The organism is Thermodesulfomicrobium thermophilum DSM 16697, from assembly GCF_059568695.1.
This window is the reverse complement of record NZ_JCANTW010000013.1, coordinates 1-18,255: the sequence shown is the minus strand read 5'-3', so window position 1 is coordinate 18,255 and position 18,255 is coordinate 1. Positions and strand designations below refer to the sequence as shown.

General features: G+C 63.8%; 16 protein-coding genes. 11 read left to right on the top strand and 5 right to left on the bottom strand.

Going from position 1 to position 18,255, the window contains the following annotated elements:
* The first annotated feature begins 3 nt into the window (after positions 1-3).
* The 3 genes from BR00_RS05860 (at position 4) to BR00_RS05850 (ending at position 5,831) form a co-directional block, all read left to right on the top strand.
* Positions 4-1,245 (top strand): GGDEF domain-containing protein, encoded by a 1,242-nt coding sequence (locus BR00_RS05860; RefSeq protein ID WP_496476661.1) that lies wholly within the window; start codon positions 4-6, stop codon positions 1,243-1,245.
* Positions 1,246-1,281: 36 nt separating this feature from the next.
* Positions 1,282-3,351, top strand: coding sequence for a methyl-accepting chemotaxis protein (locus BR00_RS05855; protein WP_496476660.1), 2,070 nt, complete (start codon positions 1,282-1,284; stop codon positions 3,349-3,351).
* 89 nt (positions 3,352-3,440) lie between these two features.
* The gene (locus BR00_RS05850) at positions 3,441-5,831 is read left to right on the top strand and encodes an acetate--CoA ligase family protein (protein WP_496476659.1); all 2,391 of its coding nucleotides are present in this window, start codon (positions 3,441-3,443) and stop codon (positions 5,829-5,831) included.
* Here BR00_RS05850 and BR00_RS05845 read toward each other — a convergent pair.
* The 5 genes from BR00_RS05845 to BR00_RS05825 form a co-directional block, all read right to left on the bottom strand.
* Complete coding sequence (locus tag BR00_RS05845) at positions 5,786-6,577, bottom strand: acyl-CoA dehydratase activase (protein WP_496476658.1); 792 nt, start codon at positions 6,575-6,577, stop codon at positions 5,786-5,788. The genes BR00_RS05850 and BR00_RS05845 overlap by 46 nt on opposite strands.
* Positions 6,570-7,859, bottom strand: coding sequence for a double-cubane-cluster-containing anaerobic reductase (locus tag BR00_RS05840; RefSeq protein WP_496476657.1), 1,290 nt, complete (start codon positions 7,857-7,859; stop codon positions 6,570-6,572). The genes BR00_RS05845 and BR00_RS05840 overlap by 8 nt, the downstream gene beginning before the upstream one ends.
* Positions 7,860-7,958: 99 nt before the next feature.
* Positions 7,959-9,536 (bottom strand): GTPase HflX, encoded by a 1,578-nt coding sequence (gene hflX / locus BR00_RS05835; RefSeq protein WP_496476656.1) that lies wholly within the window; start codon positions 9,534-9,536, stop codon positions 7,959-7,961.
* 85 nt (positions 9,537-9,621) lie between these two features.
* Entirely contained in the window at positions 9,622-10,212 is a 591-nt protein-coding gene (locus BR00_RS05830; RefSeq protein ID WP_496476655.1) for an IMP cyclohydrolase, read from the bottom strand.
* Positions 10,213-10,313: 101 nt separating this feature from the next.
* Complete coding sequence (locus tag BR00_RS05825) at positions 10,314-10,874, bottom strand: tetratricopeptide repeat protein (RefSeq protein ID WP_496476654.1); 561 nt, start codon at positions 10,872-10,874, stop codon at positions 10,314-10,316.
* A 167-nt stretch (positions 10,875-11,041) separates the two neighbouring features.
* On the opposite strand from BR00_RS05825, the gene flgB reads away from it, so the two are divergent.
* The 8 genes from flgB to htpX are packed head-to-tail and all read left to right on the top strand — an operon-like array spanning position 11,042 to position 17,774.
* The gene (gene flgB / locus BR00_RS05820; protein WP_496476653.1) at positions 11,042-11,449 is read left to right on the top strand and encodes a flagellar basal body rod protein FlgB; all 408 of its coding nucleotides are present in this window, start codon (positions 11,042-11,044) and stop codon (positions 11,447-11,449) included.
* Positions 11,449-11,877: a flagellar basal body rod protein FlgC gene (gene flgC, locus BR00_RS05815; RefSeq protein WP_496476652.1), complete on the top strand. Its 429-nt coding sequence runs from the start codon at positions 11,449-11,451 to the stop codon at positions 11,875-11,877. The genes flgB and flgC overlap by 1 nt, the downstream gene beginning before the upstream one ends.
* Positions 11,878-11,887: 10 nt before the next feature.
* Positions 11,888-12,211, top strand: coding sequence for a flagellar hook-basal body complex protein FliE (gene fliE, locus BR00_RS05810; RefSeq protein ID WP_496476651.1), 324 nt, complete (start codon positions 11,888-11,890; stop codon positions 12,209-12,211).
* Between the two features lie 32 nt (positions 12,212-12,243).
* Positions 12,244-13,848: a flagellar basal-body MS-ring/collar protein FliF gene (gene fliF / locus BR00_RS05805; protein ID WP_496476650.1), complete on the top strand. Its 1,605-nt coding sequence runs from the start codon at positions 12,244-12,246 to the stop codon at positions 13,846-13,848.
* A 1-nt stretch (position 13,849) separates the two neighbouring features.
* Positions 13,850-14,872: a flagellar motor switch protein FliG gene (gene fliG, locus BR00_RS05800; RefSeq protein WP_496476649.1), complete on the top strand. Its 1,023-nt coding sequence runs from the start codon at positions 13,850-13,852 to the stop codon at positions 14,870-14,872.
* Positions 14,865-15,548 (top strand): FliH/SctL family protein, encoded by a 684-nt coding sequence (locus BR00_RS05795; protein ID WP_496476648.1) that lies wholly within the window; start codon positions 14,865-14,867, stop codon positions 15,546-15,548. Before fliG ends, BR00_RS05795 begins: the two co-directional genes overlap by 8 nt.
* Positions 15,541-16,872: a FliI/YscN family ATPase gene (locus BR00_RS05790; RefSeq protein ID WP_496476647.1), complete on the top strand. Its 1,332-nt coding sequence runs from the start codon at positions 15,541-15,543 to the stop codon at positions 16,870-16,872. Before BR00_RS05795 ends, BR00_RS05790 begins: the two co-directional genes overlap by 8 nt.
* 56 nt (positions 16,873-16,928) lie before the next feature.
* Positions 16,929-17,774, top strand: a complete 846-nt coding sequence (gene htpX / locus BR00_RS05785) for a zinc metalloprotease HtpX (protein WP_496476646.1) — start codon at positions 16,929-16,931, stop codon at positions 17,772-17,774.
* The last annotated feature ends 481 nt before the right edge of the window (positions 17,775-18,255 follow it).

Genomic DNA, 18,255 nt, shown 5'->3' with positions numbered 1-18,255 from the left:
GCTATGCACTCGGACCCCACGACACTCCTCGAAGCAATCGCCCGTCGCATCACCCCCCGGATTGCCCCGGAAGACGCCCAGGCGCTCCGCGAAGCGGTGCTCGCCGCAGGGGAACAGCTCCACAACGCCGAGGCGCGCATCGCCCGGCTGGAGCGGACCATCGCCGCATCCAAACAGGGTTTTTCCACTTCGGTGGCGGCGTACCGGTCGCTGCTGGAGACCTTCCAAACCTTCCGCCGCACCATTGACCGCATCCTCCAGCTCACGGATCTGGAGGACCTCCCCGCAGTGCTGGAAGCCATCCGCATGGAGACGCATCTCACCGCCGTACGTGTGGTCTTGGATGCCGACCTCTTTGCCCGCCACCTGCCTGAAGACATTCCCGCAATCCCGGCAAGCGCACTCCTCGACCGGCTCACCTTCCTCGAAGACCGGCGCGGCCGACTTTCCCCCTACATCGGCCCCGCAACGCGGGTGCCGGATCCCGCGTTCTTTTTGGGCCTGGACTTTCCCGGCCGGAGCTCCTGCGTCATCTTTCCCTTGCGCCACAAATACGACGCCCGCCGCACCATCGGCATCTTCAGCGCCCTGGACACCGATCCGGAACGCTTTTCCCGCACCAAGGCCACGGATTTCCTCGATCACTTCTGCGCCGTTTTGGGCTCCACCCTGATCACGGCCTTGGAGCACGCCGAGCTCGACGCCCTCACGGTGCGCGACAGTCTCACCGGCATCCACAACCGCGCCTACATGGAGCGGCACGCCCCGCGGCTTTTGGACCTGGCACGGCGCAAAGGCCGGCCCGTGCAGCTCCTCTTCATCGACCTCGACGGCTTCAAGGCAGTCAACGACCGCCTGGGGCACGATGCGGGAGACCTGGTGCTCGTGCAGGTGGCCCGCACCCTGGCCGGCATGGTGCGCAGCTACGACATCTGCGTGCGCCTCGGTGGTGACGAGTTTGCCATCCTCATGCCCGAATCCAGCCCCGAAGACGCCCTGGCCCTCACCCGGCGTCTGGAAGAAGCGGTGCTCGGCATCCACATCCCCGCCCACACCGGCATGACCCAACGGGTGCACGTGTCCGCATCCATCGGCATCGCCTCATGGCAGCCGGACTGGAGCTTCGAGGAACTCCTGCGTCAGGCGGACGCCGCCATGTACGCCGCCAAGGCCCGGCACCACACCCCTAGGCCCGAGGCATTTTCTCCGCCACAACCCTTGCCAATTTCTCCGAGCAAGGTATAACACCTGCATCATCACGCGCCCCCAAGGAGGTCTCTCATGCACATCTTCCAACGCATCCCGTTTCACGTGAAACTGTATGCCGGCATGATCCTGCTGGTACTGGTCAGCATCGCGGGCATCAGCGCTTTCAGTATCCGCGAGGCCACAGACAGCGCCTGTTCCATAGGCAAGGACTCCCTCAAAAGCGCGGGAGACACCCTGGAAGCGGCGCTGACCATGTACAGCAACTCCCTCCAGCAAAAACTCCTGGGGGACCTCGCCATCTTCCAAAAAGAAATAACGGACATGGGGACCCCCAAACTCGGGGAAAAGCCCATCCAGCCGGTAACCATGGTGAACCAGATCACCAAGGCGCAGGAAAAAAGGGAGATCCCGCTGCTTTCCGCGGGGAATTTCGATCTCTTCTTTGGGGACACCACCTTGGTGGATCAAGTCCAGGCCACGGCCAAAGGCGCGGACGTGACGCTCTTTCAGGTGGTGGACGGCAAACTCCTGCGCATCGGCACCACGGTGAAGAAGGCCGACGGCTCCCGGGCCATCGGCACGTACATCCCGGCGGACAGTCCGGTGACCCAGGCCATTCTTGCGGGGAAAACCTACACCGGCCGGGCCTTTGTGGTGAAGGAATGGTATGTCACGGTGTACGAGCCCCTCAAGGACGGCTCCGGCAAAGTGATCGGGGCGCTCTTCGTGGGCCGGCCCATCCTCACCCCCGAAGTGCGGGACTTCATCAGCGGGGTCAAGGTGGCCGGCAGCGGCTATTTCTTTGCCTATGATTCCCAAGGGACCGTCTGGGTCCACCCCAAGCTCGAAGGCAAAAACCTCTTCGAACTTCCCGCCATCGGCGAACTCTTCCGCAACCATAAAGAGGGGTTTTTGGAATACCCGTGGGATGGCGAACTCAAGACCGCCTACGTGCGCTACATTAAACCCTGGGACCTCTACATCGCCACCGGGCTCAAGCACTCGGAGATCCTCCAGGGGGCGGATAAAACCATCCTCCAACAGAACCTCATGGTGGGCTCGGCAATCGTCGCCATGGGCCTCATCGTGGCCTTCCTCCTGGTGCGGGGCCTCCAAAAGCCTTTGCGCCAATTGGCGGGCGCAACCCAACGCATCGCCCAAGGAGACTACTGCGTCACGGTGGAGTACCCTGCACGAGACATCATCGGCGACGTGACCCAAAGCCTCGCCGCCATGATCGACGCCACCCGGCAGACCATCCATTCCCTGACCGAGACCGCCGACGTTCTCGACCGCAACGCCACGGAACTCACCCAAATGGCTAAAACCATGGCGGACAACGCCGAGGCAGGCAGAGCTGGGGCCCTGAACGCCGCCGCCAAGGCCAAGGAGGTGCGGGAGCGCATGAACACCGTGGCCGCGGCCATGGAGCAGGCAAGCACCAATGTCGCCACCGTGGCCGCCGCCGCCGAGCAGATGACCGCCACCATCACCGAGATCGCGGGCAACACCGAGCGGGCCAAGGGCGTCACCCAAGACGCTGTGGCCAAGGCCGAAGTCACCAGCCAGCAACTGGGCGAACTGGGGCAAGCCGCGCAAGAAATCGGCAAGGTCACGGAGGCCATCGCCGCCATTTCCTCCCAGACCAACCTCCTGGCCCTCAACGCCACCATCGAAGCGGCCCGAGCCGGGGAAGCGGGCCGAGGCTTTGCGGTGGTGGCCAACGAGATCAAGGAGCTCGCCAACCAAACCGCCGCCGCCACCCAGGAAATCCACAACCGCATCAGCGCCATCCAAACGGCCATTGGCGGCACGGTCGCCAATATCGGCGACGTGAGCCAGGCCATCTCCGCCATTGATGAGGTCGTGGCCACGGTGGCGGCGGCGGTGGAAGAGCAAAGCGTGACCACACGGGATATCGCCGACAACGTGGGCCAGGCATCGGCGGGCTTAAGCGAGGTGGCGACGAGCGTGGCGGCCACCAACACCATGGTGGACGCCATGGCCCAGGAAAACGAGGCCATGGGCACCCTGGCCGCGGAGCTTACGGATCACAGCAAGACCGTGGAGATGCGCGCCGCCGAAGTCACCGAGAAGGTCGTGGACCTGCGGACCATCATGCAGCGCTTCAAGGTCTCGTAACCAGGCAACGCGTTGCCTAGACAACTGCGGCCATGGACGCGAAGGCATCCATGGCCGCATAGTATTCCCCCTCCCACGAAGGACGCCCCATGCCCGTCGCTACCGCCATCGATTTTGCCGCCATGGAGGCCGTGCTCCATCACGCCGCCGCCGAGGGGCGACATTTTCTTCTGGAGCACGAGGTCTACGCTTTCCTGCGCCACATGGGCGCAGAAACCGTGCCGCAAGCCCGGTTCTTCCCCCGCGGCGTGCGTATTGCCGACCATGAGCTCCAGGGGCTTTCCGGAGATCAGGTGGTGCTCAAGATTGTGTCCCCGGCCATCGTCCACAAAAGCGATGTGGGCGGGGTGCGCATCCTGCCCAACCAGCCGGAAAAGATCCGCGCCGGCATCCGGCGCCTGCCCTACGAGACCGCCACGGCGCAGGCCGAACGTCTGGAACGCGCGCCAGCCACCATGCCCCAGCGGTATCAAGGGCTTACCGGCGACGACCTCATCCAGGCCCTCATCCAGGACACCTTCGGCGTGCTCTGCGTCCAATGGATGCCCAAAGATTCCGAAAGCGTGGGCAGCGAGCTGCTGGTGGGGCTGCGCCACAGCCGGGAATTCGGCCCGGTGATCACCGCCGGCGTGGGGGGAACGGATACCGAGCTTCTGGCCGCAGGGCTCAAAAAGTGGCGCGGAGTGGTGAGCGCCGCGGCGCACCTCACCTCAGGGACGGAATTTTTCGAACTCTTCCGCCGCACCATCAGCTACCAGATCCTTGCGGGCAAGACCCGGGCCCAGCGCCGGTTGGTGAGCGACGAACAACTCGAAGAATGCTTCACGGCCATGATCGCCACGGCCCGGTTTTTCTCCACCACCGGCGAGGGCGCTTTCGTGCTGGAAGAACTGGAGATCAACCCGTTTGCCTTCCACGACTTCATGATGCTGCCGCTGGACGGCCTGTGCCGCTTTGCCCTCAAACGCCCCCGGCAACGGCCGCCGCGCCCTGTGGAACAGATCCACGCCCTGCTCCATCCCCAGCGCATCGCCATCGCCGGGGTGTCTGCCTCACGGACCAATTTCGGTCGCGCCATCCTCCACAACGTGCTCGCCCAAGGCTTTGCCCCGGAGCGCCTCCTCGTCATCCACCCCACGGCCACGGAGGTGGACGGCGTCACCTGCATCCCGAATCTCGCGGCGCGCCCCCACGCCCTGGATCTTCTCATCATCGCCGTCCCCGCCCGCAGCGTTCCGGAGCTTCTCGACGACATCTTCCACGGGCCGCCCATTGCCGCCGTGCTCCTCATCCCCGGCGGCCTTGGGGAGACCGAAGACAGCAAAGACCTGGCCCAGGGTCTTCGCCAGCGCATCGACGCCGCCCGCGCCCAGGGACATGCCCCGGTGTTCGTGGGCGCCAACTCCATGGGGATCATCTCCCACCCCGGCCGCTACGACGCCTGGTTCATCCCCGAAGACAAACTCCCCCGCCGGCCGCAAAAAAACCCCTGCCGCGCAGCCTTCGTCAGCCAGTCCGGGGCGTTCATGGCCACGCGCATGAGCCGCTTTGCCGACCTTCACCCCGCCTACCTCGTCTCCATGGGGAACCAAACGGACGTCACCCTGGGCGACCTCATGGGCTACCTTGCCCAGCACGAGGCCATGGACGTGGTGGCGGTCTACGCCGAAGGCTTTGCCGACGGCGACGGTCTCGCCTTTGCCGCAGCCACCCGCCAGGCCGTACTCCAGGGGAAAACCGTGATCGTCTACAAGGCCGGCCGCACGCCGGAAGGCAAAAGCGCCACCTCCAGCCATACCGCCTCGCTGGCGGGCGACTACGCCGTGGCCGAGGCCTGCCTGACCCAGGCCGGGGCCGTGGTGAGCAGCGATTTTGCAGAATTTTCTGGGATTTTCCGCCTCGCCCAGGCGCTGCACGCCAAGGCCGTGACCGGAAACCGCGTGGCCGCCCTTTCTTCTGCAGGGTATGAAGCCGTGGGCATGGCCGACGCCATCCACGGCGAAGGCTACCACCTGCGCCTGGCCGTGCTCGGCGAAGACACCCGCCGGGCCATCGCGCATACCCTCGACGCCCATGGGCTGGGCCGCCTGGTGGCCCTCACCAATCCGCTGGATCTTACCCCTGGGGCATCGGAAGCCGTATTCGAGGCCGCCGCCTGCGCCTTTGAGGCCGATCCCGGCGTGGACGCCCTGGTGGTGGGGCTCATCCCGCTCAACCCCTCGTTCACGCCTCAAGCCAGCGCCGCCTTCCTCGACCGACTCGGACGCCTCTTCCAAACCAGCGCCAAACCCATCGTCGTGGTCGTGGACGGGGCTGCGCCGCACCTCACCGACGCGCTCGCAAAGTATGGGGTCCCGATCTTTACCGATGCGGACTACGCCATGCGCTGCCTTGGCCGTTACCTCCAGGCCCGACTCTTCGCCCAACGCCTGCGTCACGACGCGGACTGCGCCGACGAAGCCCAACGCCTCCAGGCGTGATAGGCGGCACCTAAGGCGCCCACCGTGTCCGGGTCCTCGGGAATGATGGGCGAGACCCCGGTGAGCTTCTCCACCAGACGCACCATGCACGGGTTGCGGGCCACGCCGCCGGCAAAGAGCAGCGGCGGGGTCAGTCCCACCCGGCCGAGCATGGAGGCGGTGCGCTGGCACACCGAGGCGTGCAGGGCCCAGGCGATGTCTTCGGGCCGGTGCCCCTGGGCCATGAGGGACGTGGCCTCGGTCTCGGCAAACACCGTGCACATGGCGTTGATGCGCACCCCCTCCCGGCCGCCAAGGGCAAAGACGCCGAACTCCTCCACCGGGATCTGGAAGACCGTGGCCATGTGCTCCAAAAACTTCCCGGTACCCGCGGCGCAGCGGTCGTTCATCTCGAACTTGAGCACCTGACCCTGGGCATCCAGACGGATGGCCTTGGTATCCTGGCCGCCGATATCGAGGATGGTGCGCGCCCTGGGGGCACTCACCGCCGCCCCCAGGGCGTAGGCCGTGATCTCGGTGATGGTGGCCACTTCGCTCCCCACCACCTGCCCCACCAACTCCCGGCCATAACCGGTGGCCGTCACCATGGGGGCCGTACGGCCGGCCAGCAGGGCCGCAAGCTGGGCCACAGGATGGAAGGTGGTGGGCAGGCGCGCGCTGTCCACCACCGCGGCCTGGGCATCCAGGGCCACCAACTCCATGGAGCGGGAGCCCACGTCGATGCCCAGGGCGACGATCTCAGCCACGGCGGCTCCGCAGCATTTCCACGAAAGCCTCCACCCGGGTCTTGAGCTGCTCCACGTCCTCCATGGAGTAATCGGTCTCGATGGCAAGATTCGGGATGCCCTCGGCCTCCAGGCGCCGGGCAAGCTTCATGGATTCGTGGCCGTAAGGCTGGCAGAAGAGCAGCGTATATTGCAGCACACCGTCGGCCTTCTGGGCCCGGGCCAAGTCCACCACGTTGTCCATGCGCTCGCTATTGGGCGTGAAGCACGCGCAGTCGATGCGCAGGTAGCGGTCCACGATGGCGTCGATCATCTCTTCCACCGTGGTCCCGGACTCATCCACCAGATCGCGGGTGTTGCGGGTACCGATGCACGATTCCTCGCCCACGATGACCGCGCCGGCGCTCTCCACCACGTACGGGAGCTTCCAATTGGGCACCGCCATGGGACAGCCGGAGAGCAAGAGCCGCGGGGTATCCGCCGGCGCCACGCCTTCGCCCGCAGCCACCCGCGCCTCCATCTGGTCGCACAGGGTGCTGATGGCGCCGGTAAAGCGCTCGGGGTCGTCGTAAAAGCTCACCTGGTTGATGAGCAGGGCGTCACGGCCGGAGATGGGGGCAGGACTGGCCGCCCGCAAGGCGCCCAGCCGCTGCAACACCCGGCGCCGGGCATTGACCGTGCGGATGGCGGCGGCCAAAGACTGGGCGGTGATGGTCTGGCCGGTGAGGGCCTCCACCTCGGCCTTGTAGCGCAGCACCTCGGCCTTCCACAGCTCGCGATCACAGGCCCGCTTTTGCTGCGGCACTTCCAACACCAGCATGGGCACGTGCTCGGCAAAGGCCTCATAGGCCTTTTTCTTGCCATCGCAGGTGGTCTCGCCCACCACCAGGTCACAGCTCTGGGTAAACGGGCAGAGTTTGGCGAGCTTGAAGCCGATGAAGCTCTTGATGAGCGCGCAGGTATTGCGGGGCACGAGCTGCTCGGCCAGCTCGGTGCCGGCCTCGGCCCCGGAGCACAGCCCTACGTGGATGGCGCCGGCGGCCAAGGTGATCTCCTCCGGCACAAAGACGCAAAACGTGCCAATGACCTTACGCCCCTGAGCCTTGGCGTCCTGGAGCTCTTGAATGCGCAGGCCGTGGACTTCGGAGAGGACGAAGTCCAAGTACTCCATGCCCTGCAGTCGGCCCTGCTGGGACATGTAGATGTCACCGTAAAATTTGCCGAGCACCTGCAAGAGGCCGTCATGGGCCGGCAGGTCGAGATCCAAGCGTTCCCACATGGCGCGATACGCGTCGTGTTGCATACAGGCTCCTTTGCGGTAAAAAGAAAACGGGAGCCTTTCTCAGCATCCGGGAACGGTGGATGTCAAATCGGCAAGAAAAATACAAAAAGACGCTTTGTATCAAAAAAGACGATTCAGTCGCCCCATATGCCCGACAATCCGCTCCACCAAGGCGTCGAGCCCGTGGCCGAAGCGGGCGGAGACGAGGACGGCCTCCGGGAAGCGGACCATGAGGTTGTCCTTGGCCGTGGCATCCAAGAGGTCGCACTTGTTGAGCACCAGGAGGCGTGGAGCGTCCTGCAGGTGGAGATCTTCCAGGATACCCTCCACGGCGGCCATCTGTTCTTCCAGTTCGAGGCTGGCGGCGTCGGCCACGTGCAGGAGGAGGTCAGCGTTTTCCAGCTCTTCCAGGGTGGCCATGAAGGCCTCGCGTAGGTCCTCGGGCAGATGGCGGATGAAACCCACCGTATCCGTGAGGACCACGTCGCGCAGACGCGGGACGCGCAGCAGGCGGGTGGTGGGATCCAGGGTGGCAAAAAGCTTGTCCTCGGCCAGGACCTGGCTGCCGGTGAGGGTATTGAGCAGGGTGGATTTCCCGGCATTGGTATAGCCCACCAACGAGACCACGGGCAGGCCGCTGCGCTCGCGGCGGCTGCGGGTGACCCGGCGGTGGGCGCGGACCGCATCCAGTTCGCGGCGGATGGCGGCGATGCGGTCGCGGATCTTGCGGCGGTCCAGTTCCAAGCGGGTCTCTCCCGGCCCCCGGCCGCCGATACCGCCGGTCAACCGACTGAGCGCCCGGTTCTGCTTGATGAGCCGCGGAAGCGTGTACTTGAGCTGGGCCATCTCCACCTGGAGCTTGCCTTCGCGGCTTCTGGCGCGCTGGGCGAAGATGTCGAGGATCACCTGAGTGCGGTCGAGCACTTTACGCTCGGTGAGTTCGCACAGATTGCGCTGCTGGGTGGCGGTGAGCTCACAGTCGAACACCAAGGCCCCGGCCTCGCGCTGCAAGGCGAGGACCTCCACCTCGGCGAGTTTGCCCTTGCCGAGGATGGAGCGCGGATTGATGGAGGGATTGCGCTGCACCACCCGGCCCACCACATCAAGCCCCGCGGTGCGGCACAGTTCCGCCAGCTCCGCCAACGAAGCCTCCGCCACGGCTCGGGGCTGAGGCCCCACGTGCACCAGCACGGCCCGCTCTTCGGAAAGGCTGGCGGCGATACTTTCTCCCGCCCGATCCAGCTCTTCCTCCACCCCGGCCACGACGGCCGCCAGGTCCACGGCATGCCGCTCCACCCGACAGGAATCCAGCACCCGGTACGCGCCTTCCGCCGCCCCAGGGGGAAGCAGATGTGCGGTTTGGGCCTGGAGGGGCTCACCTTGCGCCGAAACCGTCACCACGGTGACGGCGTCGAGGCGCAGGAAGACCATGTCCATGAGGTCTTCCTCGGAAAGCAGGCCGTCCCCCAAATGCGTATGGAGCAGACGCACCCCCGCCAGGCGGGAGCCGGCATGGCGGATGCGGGAGAGCTCCGGAATGACGAGGCCGTGGGCATCGCCCACCACCACCATCTCCGGGATACCCTTGCGGGAGATGAGCAGGCCGATCTGTCGGCCCATGTCCGCGGAAAGCAAGGCCACTTCCCGGGCCTGATCCAGGGTGAAGCCCCCCAGGCTCGGAAAACGGCGATGGAACAAACGGGAGAGGGCCTTGAGCTGTCCGGGACGCAGCCCGGTGAGATTGCCGACCGGAGAAGAGGCGATGGGGAATTCTCCTTGAGGATCAGGCCCGCTGCAAATACTCGGCGATCATGGCGTCGTAGGCGGCGGTGGCGGCAAAGGTCTCCACGCACATGCGCCGACGAAAGGCCAACGAGACGCCGCCATGGGCCGCAACCTCGGCCATGAAGTCCGAATACACCCGCGGATGTGGGAGCACGCACACGGAATGGAAATTTTTGGCTGCCGCCCGCAGCATGGTGGGGCCGCCGATGTCGATCTGTTCGATGGCCCGGCGATCATCCAAAGCCTGCTCCACGGCCTGGGCGAAATTGTAGAGATTGACACACACCACATCAAACGGGGCCAAACCCAAATCCTTGAGCACGGCCAGGTGGGACGGATCGTCCTTGTCCGCCAAGATCCCGGCGTGCACCGCCGGGTGCAGGGTCTTCACGCGGCCGCCCAAGATCTCCGGAAATCCTGTGACCTCGCGCACCGAGCGCACCGCAAGTCCCTCGGCCACCAAAAGCCGCCGGGTCCCCCCGGTGGACACCAACTCCACTCCCTGATCCACCAAAAACCGGGCCAGGTCCACCAGCCCGCTTTTATCCGTCACGCTCAAGATCGCCCGGCGTACCGGCAAGATATCCATAGGCACCCCCGTATCCGAAGTGGGGCCTTCCTGCCAGCATCGCCGCGCCTTGGCAAGATCGGGCGGGCCGAAAGACCCGCCCGGGAGGACGCCAAGGCCAGTTACACCAGCTGGGCCAAAAGTTCCAATGCCGGCGCGTAGCTCGGGTCCTGGTCCAAAATATGACGGAGCTGCTCCTGGGCCTCGGCGCTGCGGCCGCACGCCACCAGACATCCGGCAAGAGAGTACCGCACCTCCACCTTGGCGGGATCCGCCTCCAGATAGCGCTGCAAATACTCCACCGCATCGGCGGTGCGGTTCAGACGATGGGCGGTCTGTACCAGCCCGAAGAGGGCGTACAAATTCTCGGGGTTGATTCCCAAGGCCTTGGAGTACGCCTCGTGCGCCCGCTCCAGATCCCCCTGCTCCATGGCAATGAGCCCAATGCCCGTGAGCGACTTGTCCGAAGAGGCGATGGATTCGGCGCGCTCGTAGAGGTGCAGGGCCCGCTCCAAGTCACCCCGATGCACCGCGATGGTGGCCAGCCCCAGATACGGATCCGGGTGGATGCCGTTACTGCCGGCGGCCTTGAGGTAATACGACTCTGCCTTGTCGTAATCCCCCATGAACAAATAACATTCACCCAATTCCTTGTTGATTTCATAGTCCAGATGGGAACTCATGGCATCCTCCTTACGGAAAAAATGGAATCCTGCCCGAAAGAAAAGCAAGGGTGATGCCAACTTCTCCTGAGACGGCCGCCCACCTACATTCTGCAGGACTGGAACGACCATTGCAATCATCTTTGGCGAAACGGCCCACATGCAGCCGCGTCAAGGAGATGCCCTCTATGAAGACACTATTTCCCCGTCACCTCGAAGTCAGCGCCGCGGTCATGGACCTGCAGCTCGAACGTCAAAATCTCGTCAGTTCCAATATCGCCAACCTCAATACGCCAGGCTACCAGCCGCGGCGGCTTGAGTTTGAAAAAGCGCTCCAGGCCGCGCTCGACCTGGACGACACCCACCGCCTGGCCCGCACTCGGACGGGACACGCTCCCAGCCCCTTTCGTCCCGGCGAGATCGGCAGCGTCCTGCGGGAACTCCACCCCCGCGTGGTTCCCGGCACCGACGGCGTCAATTTGGACACGGAAATGGCCCTCATGACCAAAAACGCCTTGTCCTACAACACCTTGGCCACCGTGCTCCAAAAAGGCTACGCCGGGATCCAAAAAATCATCCAAGAAGGAGGGAAGTAATGGACCTCATCCAAGCCATCGACATCGCGTCCTCCGGGCTCACGGCGCAACGCACCCAATTGGATGTGACGGCCATGAACCTTGCCAACGCCAAGACCACGCGCACCGTGGAAGGTGGTCCATATCGCCGCAAAGAGCCCCTCTTCGCCGAAGCGCCCATGTCGCCCTTCGCCAGTCTGCTCGACCGCGAGCGCAACCTCTCCGGGGTGCGGGTGCAGGAGGTACGCACCCAGGACCGCCCCTTCCGGCGCGTGTACGAGCCCGGACACCCGGACGCCGACGAGGAGGGATACGTGAATTATCCAGATATCAACGTGATGGAGGAAATGACAACGATGCTCTCGGCCATGCGCGCCTACGAGGCCAATGTCTCCACCATCACCACGGCCAAGAACATGTTCGCCAAGGCCTTGGAAATCGGCCGCTAGGAGGTTCCTCATGGCCATCACCCCCGTCGCCCTCAAGGCATACGCCCAGGCAGCGCAGGCCACCGCCTCAGGACAAAAAGTCCGCGGTGCAGCTTCCGCCACCGAAGCCCAGGCCCGCAGCTTTTCCGAAACCGTCCGCCAGTCCCTCGCAGCGGTCAACGACCTGCAGCAGGACAAGGCCAAGCTCATCGAAGAATTTGCCTCCGGGAAAAACCAAAACGTGCACGAACTCATGATCGGGCTGCAAAAGGCAAGCCTTGCCATGGAACTGACCGCTGCGGTGCGCAACAAAGTGATGAGCGCCTATCAAGAAGTGATGCGGCTGCAGTTTTAACTTAGAGATAATGAATTGCACGGAGCGCCTTCATGCCACCGTTTTTTCAAAATCTTGCAGGACAAATCTCTGGATTTTGGGAAGCTAAAAGCCTTCCACAACGCATTACCATAGCAGGACTGGTGGCGTGTGCATTCATTGCATTTGCAGTGATGCTCTACTGGCTCAATCATACCGAGTACCGTCCACTGTACAATCAGTTGTATCCCGAAGATGCCGCCCAAGTAGTGCAGACACTTCAGAAAGACAACATCCCCTACAAATTGGAAAACGGGGGGATGACAGTGCTGGTGCCCGCGGACAAAGTGTATGATCTGCGGCTCAAGTTCGCCAGTGAAGGCACCTTGCGCGGCCAGGGCATGGGGTTTGAGATCTTCGACGCCAACAAGATCGGCCAGACGAGCTTTGTCCAGAACATCAACTACCAGCGTGCCCTGCAGGGAGAGCTGGCGCGCACCATCTCCGAACTCCCGGAGGTGGAAAGCGCCCGGGTGCACTTGGTGCTCCCTGCCAAGAGCCTGTTCGTGGAAGAGCAAACCCCGCCTTCTGCCGCGGTGATGGTGAAGCTCAAGGGTGGGCGCACCCTCTCTTCCCAGCAGGTCCAGGCGGTGGTGAACCTCGTGGCTTCCAGCGTCGGAGGCCTCACCCAAGAACACATCACCGTCACGGACAACCGCGGCAAGGTGCTCTTCGAACCCCGGGAAAAAGATCTGATGGGGCTCTCCACCAGCCAATTGGAGATGCAGCGGGCCCTGGAGCGCTCCCTGGAGAGCCGCATCGAGCAGTTGGTCATCCCGGTGGTGGGACAAGGCAAGGTCATCGCCAAGGTCTCGGCGGACCTGGACTTCAGCCGTACCGTAGTGCGCAAGGAACTCTTTGACCCCAAAAGCCAGGTGGTGCGCAGCGAGGTCAAAAGTGATGAAACCAGCCGCGGAACGGCCAACGTCGCCCAGGGTGCCAGCCCCAATTTTCAAGGAGAGAATAACCTCGGAGCCACAGGAACGACCCAGGAAACCAGCCGCACCACATCCACCACCAACTACGAGATCAACCGCGAGGAACAGGAAATCGTCTCCCAGGCCGGGGCCATCCGCCGCTTGAGCATCGCCGTGCTCGTGGACGGTGTCAGCACCACCGATGCCGACGGCAATCCCCAATTCCAGCCCCTGCCCGTGGAGCAGATCGAGCGCATCCGCAATCTGGCCCAACGGGCCGTGGGTTTCGATGCCACCCGCGGGGACGCCATCGAAGTCTCGTCCATTCCGTTCGGCGACGAGAGCATGCAGCCGCAGGAGACCTTCCTGGAGATCGCGGCCAATTATTTCCAGCTGTTGGGCAAACCGCTCCTCAATACCTTGGTGATTCTCATCTTCCTGGTACTGGTGGTCCGCCCCATCGTCCTGGCCCTCATCAAGCCGAAGGTCAGCGAGGAGCCTGCAGCGGAGGCCATGAGCGCCCTGGGAGCCGCCGAAGAACGCAAGGCCTTGCTCGAAGGCTTGAGCGACGAAGAGATGGAGGCTATGGAATCGGCCAAACGCATCGAAAACGCCAAGATTCTTGCCCAGCAATTGGTGGAACAGAACATGGACCAAGCCTTGATGATCATGCGCCAATGGCTGGCTCAAGGAGAATCCTAACATGCCTCCCGCTCCGGCAAAAGCGCAATCCCGCCTCACTGGTCCGCAAAAGACCGCGGTCCTCCTCTTGGCCCTGGGCGACGCCTTTACGGCGGAAGTCTTCAAAAAACTGGACCGGCGGGAAATCACCGCCGTGTCCAAAGCCATGGCCGAATTGGACACCATATCCAAGGAGCAGGCCGAAGAGGTACTCAAAGAGTTCAATCAAGCCATGGTCCTCGGCCAAGAACTCCTCTACGGCGGCCCGGAACAGGTGCGCAAAATGATCACCGCCAACCTGGATTCGGACACCGCCCGGTACATCCTGGACGAGTTAGAATTGGACACCGGACCCGTGCCTTTCAAAGAGCTCGCCAACGTGAGCCCCAAAATCCTCGCCCAGATCCTGCGCAACGAGCATCCCCAGACCTTGGCCTTGATCCTTGCCCATCTGCCCACCGACAGCGCCGGGGCCCTGCTCCAAAACCTGGCCCCAGGGGTCCGGGCGGAGGTGCTGATGCGCCTGGCCAAGCTGGAGGCCGTAGCCGAAGAAATGCTCTTGGAGGTGGACCGCGTGCTTCAATCCCAGCTCATCGCCATCGGCGGCAGGGAAGGCAAAAAAATGGGCGGCGTGGGCGCCGTGGCCGAGATCCTCAACGCCATCGATCGCGCCACCAGCGACGAGATCATGGCGGACATCGAGGAAGAAAGCGCTCAACTGGCCGAAGACATCAAACAACTCATGTTCGTCTTCGAGGACATTCTCAGTCTGGACGACCGGGCCGTGCGGGAAATCCTCAAGGAGATCAGCAACGAAGACCTCACCTTGGCCCTCAAGACCGCCCCGCCCGAACTCCAAGAGAAGTTTTTCAAGAACCTCTCCGAGCGTGCAGGCAATATGATCCGCGAGGACTTGGAGATCATGGGACCGGTGAAGCTCTCCGAAGTGGAGGCGGCGCAGCAGAACATCGTCAAGACCGTCCGCCGCCTGGAGGGCGAAGGCCGCATCGTCATTGCCGGCAGCGGAGGCGACGTCCTTGTCTAGGCCGCGCATCCTTCACGGCCGTTTGGGCGACGCCACGGCGTTTGCCACCCGCTCCCGCCACGCCGGCGCCTGGGACGAAGGCACACAAACCCAATATATGAACGACGTCCGCGCCCGGGCCGAGGAAATGGCCAAAACCATCTTGGCCGAGGCCATGGCCGAAGCCCAGAAAATCCGTGAGCAGGCTCAGGCCCAAGGTCTGGAAGAAGGCCGCGCCGAGGCCGAGGCCACGCGGCAGGAAGAGCTGGCGCGACTGGCGGCGCTCACCACGGCCCTGCATGCCGAACTGCGCGCCCACGCCCAGGAGGAGTCCACTCGGCGCGAAACCCTGCTGCGCCGGCTTTTGATCCTGGCGGTGGAAAAGGCCACGGGCCTGGTGCTGCAGACGGAACGCAAAGATGCCCTGTGGCGCCTCTTTAGCGAGGCCCAGGCCAAACTCCTGGATGAAGGAACGGTTACGATCTTCGTCCATCCGGAAGACGCCCCGCTCATGGAAGAACTCCTCGCCCAGAGTGAACTTTCCCAGGAAGGACGCAGCATGCGTGTGCGCACCGACGCCGCCATCTCCCAAGGCGGGGTGCGCATCGAATCGAGCAGCACCGTTGTGGACAACACCGTAGACGAGCGTCTGCGCCAGGTGTTGGACATCCTGGAGCAGTTGACCGGCCATGATTGACCTGGAAGCCGGCCTCCAGCTCTTGGATCGCCTTGATCCCGTCAATGCCTACGGCACCGTGACCAAGGTGGTGGGCCTCATTGCCGAGGCCCGAGGGCTCGAAGTCCCCCTTGGGGCGGTATGCCACGTGCTGGCCGAAGATGCACCACCCCTGCCCGTGGAGGCCGTAGGTTTTCGCGACGGCAGCGTCCTCTTCATGCCCTACGGCGACCTGCGCGGCATCCGCCCGGGAAGCCGGGTGCGTGCCACCGCCAGCCCACCCATCTTTCCCGTGGGACACCGCTATCTGGGGCACGCCATCGATGCCTTCGGGGCCCCCCTGACGCCCGGGGTGCACATCACCCCGGCCCGCTTCCGCCCCCTCTATGCCGATCCTCCCAACCCGCTGACACGCCCCCGCATCCAAGAGCCGCTCGACGTCGGCGTGCGGGCCATCAACGCGCTGCTCACCCTCGGCAAAGGCCAGCGTGTGGGGATCATGGCCGGGTCCGGGGTCGGCAAGAGCACCCTCATGGGCATGATGGCGCGGCGCACCTCGGCGGACGTCAACGTCATCGCCCTCGTGGGAGAACGCGGTCGCGAGGTAGTGGAATTCATGGAAAAAGATCTCGGTCCTGAGGGCATGGCCCGCTCGGTGGTGCTGGTCTCCACCTCGGACCAAAGCCCGCTTTTGCGCCTGCGCCTGGCCTACGCCGCCACCGCCATGGCGGAGTTCTTCCGCGACGAAGGCATGGATGTCCTGCTCATGATGGATTCCGTCACCCGCTTTGCCATGGCGGCCCGGGAGATCGGCCTTGCCGCCGGCGAGCCGCCCACCACCCGCGGCTACACCCCCACGGTATTCTCGCATCTGCCGCGCCTGCTGGAACGCGCCGGTCGGGCACAACAGGGAAGCATCACCGGTATTTACACCGTGTTGGTGGAAGGGGACGACTTCAACGAACCCGTGGCCGACGCCACCCGTTCCATCCTCGACGGGCACATCGTGCTCACGCGCGAGCTGGCGGACCAAGGCCATTTTCCCGCCATCGACGTGCTCAAAAGCGTCAGCCGCCTGGCAGGCGACGTCACCCCGCCGGAAGTCCGCCGCGCCGCCCGCGACATCCTCGCGGTGCTCGCCACCTATACCCGGGTGGAAGACATGGTGAACATCGGCGCCTACCAAAAAGGCACGACTCCCGAAATCGACCGCGCCCTGGAGCTCATCGAACCCATCCGCAAATTCCTGCGTCAGGACGTCTCCGAAGCATCCCCCCTCACGCAGAGCTTCGACGCCCTCCTCGCCCTCGCCCACCTTGACTCGTCCGCATCAGCCCTTACTTGAAGACTTCGCCACTCTGGCGAAGCGACACCGATTTCACCACAATAAGGAGACTGTGCATGAATCAGCTCAAGACCACCATCTTTCTCGCCCTACTCACCGCCCTGCTCGTCTTTCTCGGCGGCGCCATGGGAGGGAAGACGGGCATGGTGATGGCCCTGGGCCTTGCGGGAATCATGAATTTCCTTGCGTATTGGTATTCAGATAAAATCGTCCTTTCCATGTATGGCGCGCAAGAGGTGGGACCTGCCGAGGCGCCGGAGCTCTACGGCATCGTCCAGGAACTGGCCCAACGGGCAGGCATCCCCATGCCGCGGGTGTACATCATCCCCACGGAAAGCCCCAACGCCTTCGCCACGGGACGAAGCCCAAAGCACGCTGCTGTCGCCGCCACCCAAGGCATTCTGCGGATCCTCAACCGCGATGAACTCATGGGGGTCATGGCTCACGAACTCGGGCACGTCATCCACCGCGACACCCTCATCGCCACCATCGCCGCCACCATCGCCGGCGCTATCAGTATGCTCGCCAATTGGCTGCAATGGGCGGTGCTCTTCGGCATGGGCCGTGGCGACGATGAAGAAGGCCCAGGGCTGGCCGGCGGACTCATCATGGCCATCGTCGCCCCCATCGCGGCAACCCTGGTGCAAATGGCCGTCTCCCGCTCCCGGGAGTTCCTCGCCGATGAGGCCGGCGCCCAGCTTTCCGGAAAGCCCCTTGCCCTTGCCTCGGCGCTGGGAAAACTCCAGCAGGCGGCCCATATGATGCCCATGGATGCCAACCCGGCAACATCCCACCTCTTTATCGTCAGTCCCCTTTCTGGCAGCAACGTGCTTGCCCTGTTCTCCACCCACCCGCCGGTAGAAGAGCGTATCGCTCGCCTCAAGGCTATGGCGGGCCGCTAGGGGGGAGTTTTCTTGAAGGCATGCTGCGCCCGGTTTTTCCGGGCGTTTTTTTGTGTGTGAGAAAGTTGAGGTCGTCCACGTGGGGAAATTCCGGGAAGGCGCATGTCTGACGCGGCGTGCGCGGCGCGGCCCAGGATGACAGGAGGAGCTCCTTGCGGACGCCGTTGCGTGGACCCAGGGACTTCGGACTCCCGCTGATATGAAAAAGACGTAACTCTGGGAATCCGGAAGAAGGGGGCGCCTTCACGCGGGGCGTAGATTGAAACTGGTAACCATCGTGGAGATGAGTTCGAGGCAGACGGAGGAGGAAGCGGTGCGCCGGAAAGAGGTAATCATCATGGAGATGATTTAGAGGTTCAGAAACGTGCTTTGGAGAGCGTTGCCCTCAGTAATCATCATGTAGAAGTATGCGGAAAAGTCTGCCAAATAAGGGGCAATCGCACGCCTGTCGCCCCCCACGCGGGGGCGTGGATTAAAGCGC

Bases quoted from the DNA above. Each gene is read 5' to 3' on its own strand.
- BR00_RS05850 (WP_496476659.1), top strand. From the start codon at position 3,441: ATGCCCGTCGCTACCGCCATCGATTTTGCCGCCATGGAGGCCGTGCTC.
- flgB (WP_496476653.1), top strand. From the start codon at position 11,042: ATGAAGACACTATTTCCCCGTCACCTCGAAGTCAGCGCCGCGGTCATG.
- fliF (WP_496476650.1), top strand. From the start codon at position 12,244: ATGCCACCGTTTTTTCAAAATCTTGCAGGACAAATCTCTGGATTTTGG.
- BR00_RS05830 (WP_496476655.1), bottom strand. From the start codon at position 10,212: ATGGATATCTTGCCGGTACGCCGGGCGATCTTGAGCGTGACGGATAAA.
- fliE (WP_496476651.1), top strand. From the start codon at position 11,888: ATGGCCATCACCCCCGTCGCCCTCAAGGCATACGCCCAGGCAGCGCAG.
- BR00_RS05855 (WP_496476660.1), top strand. From the start codon at position 1,282: ATGCACATCTTCCAACGCATCCCGTTTCACGTGAAACTGTATGCCGGC.
- BR00_RS05790 (WP_496476647.1), top strand. From the start codon at position 15,541: ATGATTGACCTGGAAGCCGGCCTCCAGCTCTTGGATCGCCTTGATCCC.
- BR00_RS05860 (WP_496476661.1), top strand. From the start codon at position 4: ATGCACTCGGACCCCACGACACTCCTCGAAGCAATCGCCCGTCGCATC.
- htpX (WP_496476646.1), top strand. From the start codon at position 16,929: ATGAATCAGCTCAAGACCACCATCTTTCTCGCCCTACTCACCGCCCTG.
- fliG (WP_496476649.1), top strand. From the start codon at position 13,850: ATGCCTCCCGCTCCGGCAAAAGCGCAATCCCGCCTCACTGGTCCGCAA.
- flgC (WP_496476652.1), top strand. From the start codon at position 11,449: ATGGACCTCATCCAAGCCATCGACATCGCGTCCTCCGGGCTCACGGCG.
- BR00_RS05840 (WP_496476657.1), bottom strand. From the start codon at position 7,859: ATGCAACACGACGCGTATCGCGCCATGTGGGAACGCTTGGATCTCGAC.
- BR00_RS05825 (WP_496476654.1), bottom strand. From the start codon at position 10,874: ATGAGTTCCCATCTGGACTATGAAATCAACAAGGAATTGGGTGAATGT.